This window comes from Halorubrum cibi (genome assembly GCF_900182635.1).
Taxonomy (GTDB): Archaea; Halobacteriota; Halobacteria; order Halobacteriales; family Haloferacaceae; genus Halorubrum; species Halorubrum cibi.
This window is the reverse complement of record NZ_FXTD01000006.1, coordinates 123,573-138,050: the sequence shown is the minus strand read 5'-3', so window position 1 is coordinate 138,050 and position 14,478 is coordinate 123,573. Positions and strand designations below refer to the sequence as shown.

Genomic DNA, 14,478 nt, shown 5'->3' with positions numbered 1-14,478 from the left:
CGGAGACGACGGTGGCGGAGACGACGGTGGCGGAGACGACGGCGGTGGCGACGACGACGGTATACCGGCGGCCCGCCCGATACCGGCGATTCGGGGCGCGCTCACGTTCCTGACTCGGATCCCGGTTCCCGGCTCCGCTCCCGCCGACTGGCACGCGTTCCGGCGCTCCCCGTGGACGTTTCCGGTGGTCGGCGCGGTCGTCGGCGCGGTCGCGGGGCTCGCCTTCCTCGCCCCGTCGCCGTGGACCGCCGCGGCCGCCTACCTCCTCACGATCTACTTCCTGACCGGCGTCACCCACGCGGACGGGCTCGCCGACCTCGGCGACGCGATCGCCGCGCACGACCCCGACCGCCGGCTCGGGATCTTAAAAGACGCCGACCTCGGCGTGGGCGGCGCGCTCGCGCTCGCCGTCACGCTGCTCGCCACGACCCTCGGGGCGCTCGCGCTCGCGACGGGCCTCGCGGGCGGCGGCGCGCGCGTCACGAGCGTGGCGTTCCGGATCGTCCTCGCGGCCGAGGTCGGCGCGAAGGCGGGGATGGCGGTCCTCGCCTGCCTCGGGACGCCCGCCCACGAGGGGTTGGGGTCGGCGGTCGTCGGCGAGGTAGGCCCGCGGTCGCTCCTCCTCGTCGCGCTCGTCGTCGCCCCCGTCCTGCTCGCGGCCCCGCCCGGCGCGCTCCCGGCGATCGCGGCGGCGCTGATCGCGGGCCCGGTCGTCGCCGTCGTCCTCCTCGTCCGCGTCCGCCCCTGGCTCGGCGGGGCGAGCGGCGACGTGCTCGGCGCGGCGAACGAGCTCGGGCGCGCGGTCGCGCTCCACGCGGGGGTGGTGGCGTGGACGATCGCGTGAGAGACGCCGCGGTGGAGGGGATGGGCCTCCCGGCGGTCCTCCTCTGTGGCGGGCGCGGGACGCGTCTCGGCGGCGACGTCGAGAAGCCGCTGGTCGAGGTCGACGGCCGCCCCATGGTCGCGCGCGTCCTCGACGCGCTGGCGGACGCGCGCGTCGCCCGCGTCGTCGCCGTCGCGTCGCCGCACGCGCCCGACACCCGGCGCGCGCTCCGTGAGAGACTCGGCGAGGAGACGGCGGTGCCGTGTACCGTCCTCAACGGGAGCGGAGAGGGGTACGTCGCCGACCTCGAGGTCGGCCTCTCGGCGGTCGACGGGTCGGCCGTCACCGTCGCGGCCGACCTCCCGCTGCTCCGCGGGCGCGACGTCGACGACGCGATCGACGCGGCGGTCCCCCCGAGGGAGGCTCCCTCGACCGGAACCGACGGCTCGGACGACCCAGTCCGCTCGGTGACGGTTTGCGTGCCCGCCGCGTACAAGCGCGACCTCGGCGCGAGCGTCGACGCCTCGTTCGACCACGCGGGGACCCCCATCGCGCCGACCGGGCTGAACGTCGTGGACGACGGTCCGGACCGGATCGTCGTCCGCGAGCGGGACTCGCTCGCGGTCAACGTCAACCGGCCGGGAGACCTCGAACTCGCGAGCCGGCTGGTAAACCCCTGACCGATCGTAGATGGGTTTTTTGGAGTTCGCGACGGGATCGATGGCATGGACGCGGAGGCGCTGGACGAGATCGGACGAGTGCCCCACGGCGGAGCCACGGACCCCGGCGTGATCGACTTCAGCGCGAACACGAACCCGGAGACGCCCCCCGGCGTGACGGCCGTGTACGACTCGGCGCTCTCGGCGTCGGGGCGGTACCCAGCGGACGACTACGTGGCCTTCCGGGCCGCCGCCGCCGACTACGTCGACTGCGCCCCCGTCGAGGTGATCCCGACGGCGGGCGCGATGGCCGGGATGCGACTGCTGTTCGCGGTCGCCCTCGACGACGGCGACTCCGCGGTCGTCCCCGAGCCGTCCTTCGGCGAGTACGCCCGCGAGATCCGGCTCCAGGGCGGCAATCCGGTATCGGTCGCTCACGACGCGGTCCTCGACGTCGACCCGGCCGACCACGCGCTCGTCGTCGTCTGTACGCCGAACAACCCGACGGGAGAGCTCGCCGACCGCGACGATCTCCTCCGGCTCGCCGCGCGCTGTCGGGGGGCGGGGACGACGCTGTTCGTCGACGAGGCGTTCCTCGATTTCACGCCACAGCGGTCGCTCGCGGGCGAACCGGGCGTCGTCGTCGCGCGCTCGCTCACGAAGGTGTTCGGCCTGCCCGGACTGCGCGCGGGCTTCCTCGTCGCGACGGGAACGCTGCGAGAGCGGCTCGACCGCGGGCGGCTTCCCTGGGGGCTGTCGACGCCGGCGGCCGCGGTCGGCACCCACTGCCTTCGGCGGACGGAGTTCGTCGAGCGGACCCGCGAGCGCGTCGCCGCCGAACGCGAACGCGTCCGCGAGCGCCTGGCGACCGAGTGGGAGGTGTATCCCTCCGACGCGCCGTTCCTCCTGTTCGACACCGGGAGCGACGATCCGGACGACGTGCTCGCGACCGCCAGAGAGCGCGGGGTCGTCCTCCGAGACGCGCGGTCGTTCCCGCGGCTCGACAACCACCTGCGGACGGCGATTCGCCGCCCGCGTGAGAACGAGCGACTCCTCGAATCGCTCGGCGTATGAGTCCCCGCTCGCCCGCGTTCCGCGCCGACGTCGCCGACGGCGTCTGTCGGTTTCGACGGGTCGACGGGGCGACCCGATTCCTCTCGACCGGCTTCGACGGCGGCATTCGAGTCGCCGACGCCGTCCACAACGTGACGGTTCCGGAAGGGTGGGACGACGCGGGACGCCGGGACCTCAGCGAGTACGTCGACGGGCGAGTCCGGGACGCCGGGTTCGCCGACCGCGCGACCGACGGCCTCACCGACCGCGACGCTCCCGCGCTCCTGACCGGCGTCGACCAGCGGCACGCCCGGATCGCGCGGCTCGACGGGGCGACCGCGGTGGCCACCGCGGGCGTCTCGAACCCGGCTGCGTTGCCGATATCGGACGGGGACGTCGATTCAGTCGCCGAGGACGACGTCGCCCCGACGACCGGCACGGTCAACCTCCTCGTCGGGTCGGAGCGGGCGCTCTCGCCGGGCGCGCTCGCGAACCTCGTCGCGGTCGTCGCCGAGGCGAAGGCGGCGACGCTGCTCGCGACGGTCGGGTTCCCCGGCACGACGAGCGACGCGGTCGTCGTCGGCTGTCCGGCGGAGCGCGCGGACGCGACCGGGTCAGGTTCGACGAGAGCGCGCGCGGACACCGACGGTCCGGAGCCAGCCGCCTTCTCCGGGTCCGCAACCCCGATCGGCTCGGCGGTCAGGGCGTGTGTCCGCGACGCAGTGTGCGCCTCGCTCGCCTCGCGGTACGGTGCCGACTTCGAGGAGGCTCCGGCGTCGATCTCGGACGCGGAGTACGGCGTCGTGACCGACGAGCGTGCGGCGGTCGAGCCCGTGGACCGACAGACGTGACGGACCGAACCGAACGCGGGGGCCGGGGTACGCCCGCTACTCCCTCCACGACGCGTCGATCCGCCCCTCGGCGGCGAGCTTCTCGAGGTGGGCGCGGACCGTCGCCCGCGCGAGGTCCTCGACGCCGGTCAGGTCCTTTCCGTATGCCGCCTCGAGGATCGAGTCCACGTCGCTCGCGCCCGCCTCCACCGCCGCGAGCACCCGCTCCTCGCGCTCGAGGCGGTGGTCGATCAGCCGCTCGCAGGTCGCGTCCGGGTCGTCGACAGCGGGCCCGTGCCCGGGATGGAGCCGGGCGAAGCCGCGATCCCGGACGCGCTCGAGGCTCGCCAGGTACTCGTGGACGTCGCCCTCGGGCGCGCCCACGACGATGCTGCCCTCGGCGACCGCGAGGTCGCCGACGAGCGCCTCGGCGGGCGGTTCGGGCTCGTCACCGTCGCCGTCGCCTCCGTCGCTCCCGCCCCCTCCGCCCACATCCCCGACCGCGAACGCGACGTGGTCCGGCGCGTGCCCCGGCGTATCGAGCGCGCGGACGCCGGTCTCCCCGATCGCATCGCCGTCGCGGAACGTCGCGTCCGGGTCGACGCCGGTCGCCTCCCGGAACCGATCGACGTGGTCGGCGTGCGCGTGAACGGTCGCGCCCGTCCGGTCCGCGTAGTCGGCGACCGCGCCGACGTGGTCCGGATGCGTGTGGGTGACGGCGATCGCCTCGATCCCCCCGCGATCTCCCGGGAGCGTGGCGCGTTCCGCCACGGCAGCGTCCAACTCGTCCGTCCGGGCCGCGGGGTCGACGAGGAGCCCGCCGACGAGGTACGCGTTCGTCGTGCCCGTCGCGGCGCGGGTGTCGACGAGGATCTCGATTCGGGTGACCGCCGACCGCGATTGAGTCGGGGATCCGCTCCCGTCCGCCCCAGGCGACGCCATCAGTCTCCCCGACCGAGCGAGGATCGGGACGCCGGTCCGGGTCCGGAACCGGCTCGATCGCGACCGGGGATCGGGACTCGCGTTTCGCCGGCGACCGCGAACCGCGAGAGGTCGGCGACGCCGGCGTCGACCGCGTCGACGCTCTCGTAGGGTCGGCCGACGACGACGTCGCCCGCCGTGTTCCGGTTGATCCCGGGGATCGCGGTCAGTTCGTCCATCGAGGCCGCGTTGACGTCGAGCGGGTAGGGGACGCCCGTCACGGATCGGTAGCCGTGGTCGGTGACCGCCACGTCGATGGCGGTCCCGAGCTCGCGCTCGCCGGGGACCGCGACGAGCAGGGCGTAGGTGCCGAGCTGGCGGCCGAACGTCTTCCCGTCCTGGTGGTACTCCAGGTGGACGTCGGGGAGGACGGTGCCGGGCGGGACCACCCGGTCGAGCATCGGGTTGTCGATCGTCTCGCGCACTTCGCGTTTGTACGCTTGGAAGCTGTCCCTGTGCTCTTGAGCGATCTCCGCGCCGGTCTCGGCCATCTCCGTGCCCGCGAACGCCATCACCTGCCGGACGTTGATCCGCCGGAGCATGAGCCCCTCGTCATAGACCGACTGGAGGAATCGCTTGTTGTGCTCGTACGTCTCCGGTCGCTCGCCCGCGAGTCCGTGAACGAGGTTGATTCCGGGCAGGAGCTTCGGCAGCCGCGGGGAGGCATCGGGGCCGGTGGAGGGGCCGTACCGGCGGTCAGGGTCCGGTCCCGCGACCCCGCCGGGATCGCCGGCCGGCGGGTCGCCCGGCCGCCAGCCGCCCTCCTCGTTGACGACGCGGACCGCCTCCAGACACTCCTCGGCGGTGACGAGCAGGTTGTTCTCCTCCTGGACGACCGGATCCGCGGACTCGAGGCCGAACGCCGCCGTGTCGCCCGGCGTGTTGTGCTCGGCGATGACCCGGATCGCCTCGCGGGAGGCCTCCGGGTAGTCGGTGATCGTCACCGGGTTCATGTTGTCGAGGTGGAGCGTCTCGAGGTCGGGCGCGACCTCGCGGATCCCGCCGTACAGCTCCCGCAACGCGTCGGGGTTCGGGGCCTCGCCGTCGCCGCCGAACGCGAGGATGTCGGCCTGTCGGCCCAGCCGGAAGTGTTTGACTCCCCGGTCCGAGAGCGCGTCCACCTCCTCGACGACGGAGCGCGCCTCCCGGAACGACGGGTTCCCGTAGAGCGGCTCCGTACAGAACGAACAGCGGTACGCGCAGCCGCGGGAGGTCTCCATCTCGCAGATGAGGTAGTCGGGGTGGTTGGGGTGGTGTTCGACGACGAACGCTCCCTTCTCGGCCCATCGGTCGATCTCGTCGTTATCGCGCATACGGTTGTTGAACCCCTCGAGCCCGTTCGCAACGAGGTCGTGAGCGGCGGCCTCGACGTCCCCTTTGGCGACGAAGTCGTAGTCGAGGTCGTCGCGCTCCATGTCCTGTGCGCCGGCGTTCTCCTCGCCGACGCCGAATCGGACGGGGCCGCCGAGCAGCGTGACGCCGTCGGCGGTCCAGCCGAGTTCGCGCACCTCGTCCGGCTCGGCGGGCGTGCCGCCGACGTAGCTGCCGGGGACGGTCATCCCGCCGACGTAGACGAAGAGGTCCGCGTCGGCGACGTCGGCGTGTTTGTTCCGATCCTCGCGGAGTTCGTCGATCGTGTGGTAGGTGATCGCGTCCTCAGGAACGCCCGCGTCGACGAGCGCGCCGGCCGCGTACCGCGGGTACGTCGATATGTACGGCGGCACCCCGAAGTGCGCCGGCTCGTCGACGTAGCCGTCGACGACGGTGACGGAGAGATCGGCCGGGTCGGTCATGTTGGAGCCCCGTACTCGGCCGAGAGGGAAAACGCGTGCGGAACGTGAGGGAAGAGGGTCCGGTTGTCAGTTCGTTATTCTTCGTTCTCCTCTCGCGCCGCCGCCAGCCACTCCCCCCGGCTCTCCGGCCCGAGTTCGTCGTCGAGGAAGCCCGCCGTGGAGGCGAACGTCGTCGCCTCACGAACCGCATCGAGGTCGCCGATGGCCCAGTACGGCTCCCGATGCCGGACCAGATCCCGCTCGGCGAGCCGGTTCAACACCGGATGGATCGAGTTCTCGCTGACTTCGGTTGCTTCGGCGATCTCGGCCGCCTTGTACGCCTTATCGCGGTTGCGGACCAGAAACCGGACGACTCGCTCGGCGTTCGTGTCGCGATCTTCCGGGTCGCGCGAGTCGAACTCGTCGATACCGATGGGCATGTTTCGTTAATCGCTCGGCTTTCAGTATAAATGTATGTATGTATTATTGTATTTCTGTACTATCACCACCGATCGTTTATGTCTGATCGAGAGCAAGCAGGTGTGTATGTCCCCTCGACGCGCGACCCTCCTCACGTACTTCTCCGTCGGGCTCTTGGCCCTCCTGAGCGCGGGCCGGCTCCTCGAGGCCGGCGACGTCCCGTGGACCGTTCTCCTCGTCGTCGCGCTCGCGAGCGCGCTTCTCGTCGGCCCGGCCACGTGGCTCGCCCGCGATCGGCTCCCCGAGGACCGTCGGGAGACCCTCGCACTCGTCGGGATCACTCTCGCGATGCTCGCGCTCCCCGTGTGGCTGGTGGGGGTCTCGCTCGCGTTCGGGCTCCCGCTGCTCCGGTGGCTCGACGCCCTCCTCGTCGGCGGCGCGGTCGGGACGTCCCTCGTCGTCCTCGCCGAGCGCACGGTCGTCCCCGAGCGACTCAGAGGGTTCGCCGTCTGAGCCGACGCCGACCCTCCCGCCGGCGCGGTCACCCGCGACCGGACGGCCGCCGCCACGTCGTTTAAGCCCTCGCCGACCCAACGGACGGGTAATGCCATCGACGATGGAGGTCAAATGCGAGAGCGACGACTGCGAGCTCGACATGTTCGAGAACCACTACACCTACGACGTGCCTGACGACCACGCCGTCACCGACCTGACCTGCCCGTACTGCGGCGGGGACGACTTATCGGAGATCGAGGTGTAGCCCCGTGACTCGCATCGTCGACACCGGCCGGTCGGTCCTCCGGCAGGCGCTCGAGCGCGTCGGCCGCGGCTGGAGCCGGATGCAGGAGCGACGGCCCCTCTCCTCGGACCTCCTCGAGAGCGACGACGCCTACCTCGTCGTCTTCGACGCTCCCGGCGTGAGCGGCGAGGACGTGGACGTCACGTTCCTCGACCGAACGGTCGAGGTGCGGCTCGACCGCTTCCGCGACTTCTACGACGGCTTCGACGTGGTGTTCCCCGGCCGCGGGCTCACCCTCTCCGGCACCGCCGAACTCCCCGCAGACGCCGACGTGACGCCCCACGGCGCGAACGCGACGCTCACCCGAAACGGCACGCTGCGGGTCGAGATACCGAAGGACGGCGCGGCCGAGTCGGTCGACGTGATCGAGGAGGGCGAGGGAGGAGAGGAGAGCGAGACCGACGACGACGCGTAACTACCGGTTGCTCACCGACATCCCCTCCTCGATCTCGAACGTCTCGTCGCCCTCGAACCGGTTCGGATCGAACGCCTCGATCCACGGCGAGTCGGGATCGTCTACCGCCGCGCCCGAGAGCGACGCGAGGGTCCCTTCGGCGAGGATCTCCCCCGTCGCCGGCGCGCGCATGAACCCGTGTCCCTGCCAGCCCGCGGCGACGAAGATGTCCTCCGCGACCGGTCCGAGGAGCGGGTCGCCGTCGGGCGTGGCCGTACACACCCCGGCCCACGCTCGCTCGACCTCGGGGTCGTGGTCGGCGCGCTCGCGCAGCGTCCCCGAGACGCTCTCGACGAACCAGTCGTCGCCCTCGCGGTCGTACGCGTCGGGATCGGCCTCGAACGGCTCGGTCCCGTCGCCGGCCAACAGCCCGGTCGGGTGCGGCCGGAAGTAGACGCCGGCGGTCGCGTCGTACGTCATCGGGCCGCCGTAGGCGACCCGGCTCGTCAGCGCCTGGACGCGGTACGGCTTCACCGGCACCGCGATCCCGCCGCCCTCGAGGAATCGTTCGGTGTGCGCGCCGACCGCGACGACGACGGCGTCGTACGCCCGCTCCTCCCCGTCGACGCGGACCGTCGCGCCAGCGCCCGCGACGAGCTCGACCGCAGCGTCGGTCTCGACGGTCACGCCCTCCCGCGCCGCGCGCTCGCCGAGCGCGACGACGTAGCTGCCGGGGTCGGCCCAGCCCGCCCCCTCGCCGACGGCGGCGACCGCCAGGTCGTCGGTCGAGAGCGGGAATCGCTCGCCGAGTTCGGCGGGCTCGAGAAGCGAGACGTCGCGGCCGTGCTCGCGCATGCGGTCGACCATCCCCGGCACCGCCTCGGCGTCCTCGTCGCCCTCGCGGACCGCGATGACGTACGGACAGGGCGAGAAGTCGAATCCGGGCAGCGTCCGGTCGAACGCGCGGAACCGCTCCATCGCGCGGGCTCCGACCGCGGCGTCGACGTCCTCGGCGTAGGCGTCGTAGAGGACGCCGGCCGCCCGCCCGGACGCGCCGCTCGCGAGGTCGTCGCGCTCGAAGAGCGTCACCGTCGCGCCCCGCTCGGCGAGGTCGTGTGCGGCGGTGACGCCGACCGCGCCGCCGCCGACGACCGCCACGGACGCGGACGTCGTCTCGGTGGCATCCGAAGGCTCCACACCGTTCGATGGGTTCGAGTCCGCCATGGACGGCTCTTCTCGAAGCGGCGATAAAAACGGTCCGGCGGCGGGCGATCCCTACGACAGGAACTCGTCGATCCCGCGGGCGGGGTAGCCGACGACGCGGTCGACGCCGACGTCCCGGAGTTCGTCGACGCGCTCGCGGACCGTCTCCGGCGAGCCGACGAGCGCGAAGTCGCGCGCGGCCGCGGAGAGCACCTCGCGGGTCCGGCCCGTGGCGGTCGCGTCCGTCGGGGGGCTCCCCCCGTCGTCGGACCCCTCGCCGCCTCCGTCGGGGAGCGCCCGGGCGACCGGCCGACGCCGGGAGACGTACGCGCCGACCCCGTCGAGGACCGCGTCCTCGTCGTCGGTCAGCACGGTCGGGGCGTAGACGGCGATCTCGCCGTCGAACCCGGCGGCGCGGAGCGCCCGAGCGTCCCGCTCCGTCGACCGCGAGAGCAGCTCGTACTGCGTCCCGCCGGCTGCGAGCGCGAGCCGCTCGACGCCCTCGGTCCCGATCCACGCGTCCGGCGCGACCTCACGGGCGGCTCCGAACCGCGGGGCGATCGCCCGCGACGCCTCCGACTCGTCGAGGTACGCGCCGTGACCGGCGACGAGCAGCCGGCGCGCCCGGTCGGGGATCCGGTCGAGCAGCGAGTCGTCGCCGAGCGGGTCGAACCCGTCCGCGCGGACGGGCGTGGTGACGTACAGCGACTTCTCGGTGGCGATCGCCTCGAGCGTCGCGGCGTCCGGGAAGTGCTCGCGACCCTCGTAGTCGATCGCCACGCGGTCGACCGGGAGATCGACCGCTCGGGAGACCTCGCACTCGGCCGGCTTCAACGCGGCCGCGTCGATCCCTGCGCGGACCATCGGGTTCGCGTCGGCCGGGACCTCGCTGTCCGGCTCGGTTTCCTCGCCGTCGCTGCCGGTCAACATCGCTGTACCCTCCCCGTCGATCGGCGAGCGGCCGTCGCTCGCCCGTTACTGTCCGTACTCACGTAGAACTCCTCGTTACGATCGCGGAACGCGATCCATCGCCTGTGCGGCCATGACGGAGATGTATACCGCGCCGGCCGGGTTAAAGCCGTCGGCATGCGGCAACGATCACGCCCGGTGACGCGTGCGTCCCCGCCCTCGTTATGGGTCTCGAGCCCGTCGTTCGGGTATGAACCAGCTCGTCGACGGTGAGTGGCGAACCGACGCGTACGAATCGACCGACGAGGAGGGCGCGTTCCAGCGCGGCGAGAGCACCTTCCGGAGCTGGATCGCCGGCAGCGAGGTGCCCGAGCACGTCGACGCCGAGCCGGACGAGCGCTTCCAGCCGGAGGCGGGGCGGTATCACCTGTACGTCTCGTACGCCTGCCCGTGGGCCCACCGCACGTTGCTCGCGCGGTCGCTGCTCGGGCTCGAGAACGCGTCGGCGTCAGCGTCGTCGATCCCTGGCGCGGCGAGGACGGCTGGCAGTTCACGCCCGAGAAGGAGGGGTGTACGCCCGACCACCTCCACGGAAGCGACACCCTCCGCGAGCTGTACGTCGAGGCCGACCCCGACGCGACCTGCCGGGTGACCGTGCCCGTGCTCTGGGACACCGAGGAGGAGACGATCGTCAACAACGAGTCTCGCGAGGTCCTCCGCATGCTGACGACCGCCTTCGACGACCTCGCTAACGGCGTCTCGCTTCTCCCCGACGACCACGAGACGCGCGAGCTGGTCGACGAGGCCATCACCGAGATCTACGAGCCCGTCAACAACGGCGTCTACCGCGCCGGCTTCGCGACCTCCCAGGAGGCGTACGACGACGCCATCGACGACCTCTTCGGCGCGCTCGACCGCTGGGACGACCACCTCTCGGACCGGCGGTACCTCGTCGGCGGCTCGCTGACAGAGGCCGACCTCTGTCTGTTCACGACGCTGGTCCGGTTCGACCAGGTGTACCACACCCACTTCATGTGTAACCGACAGTATATCCACCAGTACGAGCACCTCTGGCCGTACCTGCGCGATCTGTACACCACCCCGGGCGTCGCCGACACGGTGAACATGGACCACATCAAGGAGCACTACTACACGACCCATCCGGACGTGACGCCCTCGGGCATCATCGCGCGCGGCCCGGACCTCGACTTCGAGGCCTCCCACGACCGCGACCGGCTCTCCGGGTCGCCGCCGACGCCCCGCGCCGACGACTGAGCGGGATCCCGGATCGGATCCATCGGAGTCCTCCGTCGCTGATGCGTGTTGCTCCATCACGGTCAGTACAGTCGAAGCAATGAGCGATCCTCAAGCGGTGGCGCGCCGGTGAGCGGGCCGGAGGCCCGCGAACCGCCCGCGAGGGACGCTGCGAGCGGTGAAACCGCGAGCAGCGAGGTTGGGGAGGCGTGAGGTGCGGTTGCGGGACGGTTGGGTGGGGCTCAAAGGGGCGGTCGCGAGAACGAAGCACGGCGACGCAAGGACCGTAAGAAGGGAGCGCCAGCGACCGACTGAGGACCGCAGCGAACCGCGCGAGTTCTCGCGACCGGGGCTTTGGACGTGTTCACCGCGCCAACAACGATCTCGCCTCGATCATCCAGATCATCGTCGAAATAAGCAGTAACGTTCTATACACAGTACAGCGGCCGCGTCATGCGGATGCTGGTTCGGACGATGCCGATCGGAAGTCGTCGATGTGGTCGTAATAGTACGCGAGTGCTCGATGGACGTCACCGAGAGTGAGGTCAGGGTACAGTTGCGTGATCTCGTCAGGGTCGTAGCCGCTGTGTTCGTACGCCGAGGCGATGTCTTTCACACGGATTCCCGTCCCCTCGATCGTCGGCGCACCGTTGCTGTGTTCGGAGTTCCGGACGATACCCATACCGGACATTGGCCGTACTCCGACTTGAAACACGTGGGCGAGTGGATGTGGTCGGTTCGTTCCGCTCGACAGGCGCCCCGAAGGGACCGCCCGTTCAGTTCCATTTCGCATCCGAACGACGGGAGTTCGAGGGGACTTCCGGACCCTACGTTCCGTCCCGATCCGTCTCGCGCTCCGATTCCTCCTCCCGAAGCGTCGCCTCCAGCCCGAGCCCGACGCGTGAGCCGTATCGGTCCCACACAACCACCAGCGACGGCACCAACACGATCGAACAGAGGTACGCGTAGAACACGCCGAGCGCGAGTAAGGCCCCGAACTCCTGGATCAGCGGGATCACGGCGAGCCAGAGCACGCCGAGGCCGGTGACGGTCGTGAGCATGCTCCCGGTGAGTGCCCCGCCGGTGCCGCCGATGGTGACGTCGAGCGCCTCCTGAAGCGGCGCGCCACCCTTGTACTCGTCGACGAACCGGTGGACGAAGTGGACGGTGTAGTCCACTCCGAGCCCGATGGAGACGGAGAGGATGGGCGCGTTGATCGGCGTCAGCGGGATGTCCAGCAGCCACATCGACCCGGCGAGCAGCCCGACGGTCGCGAGGACGGGGACGAGGTTGAGGACCCCGTAGACCGCCTTCCCCTCCAGATACCGGTACGAGAGCATCAGGAACGCCGCCGTGAAGACGAACGCCGCGATCAGGCTCCGAACCGCCGAGTCGAGGAGCAGGTCGATCACGGCCTCGTTGACGACGAGCGTCCCGGTCGCGACCGCGGTCAGCGGCGTCCGCTCCGCGAGCGCCCGCGCGTCCCCGACCGCCTGCGCGCTCTCGACGCCCGGCCGGACCGTGTAGTCGATCCGGGCGCTCCCGCGGTCGGCCGCGATGTACCCGCGCGCCCGCTCCTCCGCCGGGGAGTCGAGCAGCGCGTCGTACACCTCGTCGACGTTGCGGTCGGGGACGCCCGTGCCGAGGCGGTCGTTCCGCTCGACGAGTCGGCGGAACTCGGCGTCGCTCTCGGCGTGCTCTTCGATCACCGTGACGACGCTCGTGCTCTGGGCGCGACGCTCGTCGGTCGTCGCGAAGGTGTCGGGCGGGTTTCGGGTGGTCCGGTCGATGAGCTCGAGCGAGTCGTCGTCGCGGACGGACTGGTCGATGTACAACGTCACGGAGCCGACGAAGCTCTGGTCGAAGTCCTCCTCGAAGAGGGTGAGCACGTCGAGGAACGTGTAGTCGGTCGGCGCGAGCGGCTCCGGAAGCTGGCTGTAGGTCTCCAGCCGCTGTTCGTCCGGGAAGAACGCCTCCTCGGAGAACTCGGTGTCGACGCCGGTCCCGTACGCGCCGCCGAGCGCCCCGCCGAGAAGCACGACGACCACGACGAGGACGGGTGCGACCCGCGAGAGGTCGACGCCGACGTGGAGCGCGCGCCCGAGCCGGGATCCCCCAGTCCCGAGCGGCGTCGATCCGAAGTCGGGGACGGGAAGTCGCTCACGCCACCGGTCGACGAACACCTTCGCCGCGGGGAGGTAGACGCCGAAGACGGCGAGCGTGAACACCATCCCCACGGCGGCGACGATCCCGAAGTCGCGGTTCGGATCGAACGGGCTCACGACGTTGGCGATCAGGCTGACGACGGTCGTGATCGTCACGAGCAGGAACGCGATGAACAGCTGGTCGGTCGTCGTCCGCATGGAGTCGCCGATCCCGTGGCCGTCCAACCGTTCCTCGCGATATCGGTTGATGATGTGGATCCCGAAGTCGATCCCGACCGCGACGAGAAGCGGGAAGACGGTTATCAACGAGTCCGAGAAGGGGATCCCGGCGTACCCCATGAACCCGAACGTCCACAGCACCGACATCCCGAGCGCGGAGAGTCCGAGCGTCATGTCGATCGGGTCGCGGTAGGCCAAAAGCAGGAACAGGAGGATGAACACGAACGCCGCGGGGAAGACGATGACCGCGGTGTCGGTCAAGAGCGCGGTGATCTCGCTTTGGAGGATCCCGTCGCCGAAGAGGATCGCGTTCTCGCCGGCCTCCATGCCCGGCACGGAGTCGACGACCTCGACGCTCCGGACCTGGAGCGTCTCGACCCGCGCGGTCGTCGCCGAGTCGGGCACGTCGTAGGTGACGCCGACGATCGCGCTGTCGGCCTGCTGTGCGGTCGGATTGTAGTCCGTTGACACCTGCGCGGCCACCGCGCCGGACTCGTCGGCGGCGTCGATCGCCGCGGCGAGTTCGGTCGGCGTCGCCGCCGCGACCGCGTCGCGCTGTTCGCCGGACGTCTCGGCCGACGGATCGAGCTGGCGGGCGATCGCGTTCGCGTGGCTGGTCGTCGATCCGACGCGCAGCGTCGAGCGCGACTCCAGTCTGTCCTGTGTCTCGAGGATCCGCACGAGCGCGTCGCGAGAGAGGACGTTGTCCTCGGTGACGATGACCTGTGCGGCGGTGGCCGAGCCGCCGATCGAGGACTCGAACTCCTCGTCGATCTCGTCGAGCGCCTGCTGGGCCGGGATGTCCTGGGTGAACTGGTCGGCCCCCGCGGACGTCGAGATCGCCGTGACGCCCCCGAGCGCGACGACGCTCACGAGCAGGAACGCGACGATGACGGTCACCGGGCGCTCGGTGGCGAGCTCGTCGACCCGCTCGACGGCCCGATCGGCGAGGGTCACCGTCGCCTCCGCCGCCGCGGACGTCGACTTCCCGGAGATC

The 14,478-nt window shown here is 71.1% G+C and carries 14 protein-coding genes and 1 pseudogene; 8 read left to right on the top strand and 7 right to left on the bottom strand.

Annotated features, from left to right (window positions below; all coding sequences use genetic code 11):
- The first annotated feature begins 79 nt into the window (after positions 1-79).
- The 4 genes from cobS to FN829_RS09335 are packed head-to-tail and all read left to right on the top strand — an operon-like array spanning position 80 to position 3,386.
- Positions 80-844, top strand: a complete 765-nt coding sequence (gene cobS, locus FN829_RS09350) for an adenosylcobinamide-GDP ribazoletransferase (protein WP_142986808.1) — start codon at positions 80-82, stop codon at positions 842-844.
- Positions 829-1,503, top strand: a complete 675-nt coding sequence (locus tag FN829_RS09345) for an NTP transferase domain-containing protein (RefSeq protein WP_246066482.1) — start codon at positions 829-831, stop codon at positions 1,501-1,503. The genes cobS and FN829_RS09345 overlap by 16 nt, the downstream gene beginning before the upstream one ends.
- A 45-nt stretch (positions 1,504-1,548) precedes the next feature.
- Positions 1,549-2,556, top strand: coding sequence for a threonine-phosphate decarboxylase (locus tag FN829_RS09340; protein WP_142986705.1), 1,008 nt, complete (start codon positions 1,549-1,551; stop codon positions 2,554-2,556).
- Positions 2,553-3,386 (top strand): adenosylcobinamide amidohydrolase, encoded by an 834-nt coding sequence (locus FN829_RS09335; protein WP_142986704.1) that lies wholly within the window; start codon positions 2,553-2,555, stop codon positions 3,384-3,386. Before FN829_RS09340 ends, FN829_RS09335 begins: the two co-directional genes overlap by 4 nt.
- A 36-nt stretch (positions 3,387-3,422) precedes the next feature.
- Here the strand turns inward: FN829_RS09335 and FN829_RS09330 are convergent, their stop codons facing one another.
- From FN829_RS09330 to FN829_RS09320, 3 genes are all read right to left on the bottom strand, one after another.
- Positions 3,423-4,307: an MBL fold metallo-hydrolase gene (locus tag FN829_RS09330; RefSeq protein ID WP_142986703.1), complete on the bottom strand. Its 885-nt coding sequence runs from the start codon at positions 4,305-4,307 to the stop codon at positions 3,423-3,425.
- Positions 4,307-6,139, bottom strand: coding sequence for a radical SAM protein (locus FN829_RS09325; RefSeq protein WP_142986702.1), 1,833 nt, complete (start codon positions 6,137-6,139; stop codon positions 4,307-4,309). Before FN829_RS09325 ends, FN829_RS09330 begins: the two co-directional genes overlap by 1 nt.
- Before the next feature lie 74 nt (positions 6,140-6,213).
- Complete coding sequence (locus FN829_RS09320) at positions 6,214-6,558, bottom strand: TrmB family transcriptional regulator (protein ID WP_142986701.1); 345 nt, start codon at positions 6,556-6,558, stop codon at positions 6,214-6,216.
- 106 nt (positions 6,559-6,664) lie between these two features.
- Between FN829_RS09320 and FN829_RS15910 the strand changes: the two genes are divergently transcribed.
- The 3 genes from FN829_RS15910 (at position 6,665) to FN829_RS09310 (ending at position 7,752) form a co-directional block, all read left to right on the top strand.
- Positions 6,665-7,051, top strand: a complete 387-nt coding sequence (locus FN829_RS15910; RefSeq protein WP_185955729.1) for a hypothetical protein — start codon at positions 6,665-6,667, stop codon at positions 7,049-7,051.
- 91 nt (positions 7,052-7,142) lie between these two features.
- Positions 7,143-7,298, top strand: coding sequence for a DUF7559 family protein (locus FN829_RS15905; RefSeq protein ID WP_185955728.1), 156 nt, complete (start codon positions 7,143-7,145; stop codon positions 7,296-7,298).
- A 4-nt stretch (positions 7,299-7,302) separates the two neighbouring features.
- Positions 7,303-7,752 (top strand): Hsp20/alpha crystallin family protein, encoded by a 450-nt coding sequence (locus FN829_RS09310; RefSeq protein ID WP_142986700.1) that lies wholly within the window; start codon positions 7,303-7,305, stop codon positions 7,750-7,752.
- Here the strand turns inward: FN829_RS09310 and FN829_RS09305 are convergent, their stop codons facing one another.
- Positions 7,753-8,955, bottom strand: a complete 1,203-nt coding sequence (locus FN829_RS09305) for an NAD(P)/FAD-dependent oxidoreductase (protein WP_142986699.1) — start codon at positions 8,953-8,955, stop codon at positions 7,753-7,755. It abuts the gene before it with no gap.
- Between the two features lie 51 nt (positions 8,956-9,006).
- Positions 9,007-9,798 (bottom strand): DUF7388 family protein, encoded by a 792-nt coding sequence (locus FN829_RS09300; protein WP_142986806.1) that lies wholly within the window; start codon positions 9,796-9,798, stop codon positions 9,007-9,009.
- Between the two features lie 295 nt (positions 9,799-10,093).
- On the opposite strand from FN829_RS09300, the pseudogene FN829_RS09295 reads away from it, so the two are divergent.
- Positions 10,094-11,118: pseudogene (locus FN829_RS09295) on the top strand (glutathione S-transferase family protein).
- Between the two features lie 430 nt (positions 11,119-11,548).
- On the opposite strand, the gene FN829_RS09290 reads toward FN829_RS09295, so the two are convergent.
- Both FN829_RS09290 and FN829_RS09285 read right to left on the bottom strand, forming a co-directional pair.
- Positions 11,549-11,779, bottom strand: coding sequence for a DUF433 domain-containing protein (locus FN829_RS09290; protein WP_142986805.1), 231 nt, complete (start codon positions 11,777-11,779; stop codon positions 11,549-11,551).
- Between the two features lie 145 nt (positions 11,780-11,924).
- Positions 11,925-14,438 (bottom strand): efflux RND transporter permease subunit, encoded by a 2,514-nt coding sequence (locus FN829_RS09285; RefSeq protein WP_142986698.1) that lies wholly within the window; start codon positions 14,436-14,438, stop codon positions 11,925-11,927.
- Between the last annotated feature and the right edge of the window lie 40 nt (positions 14,439-14,478).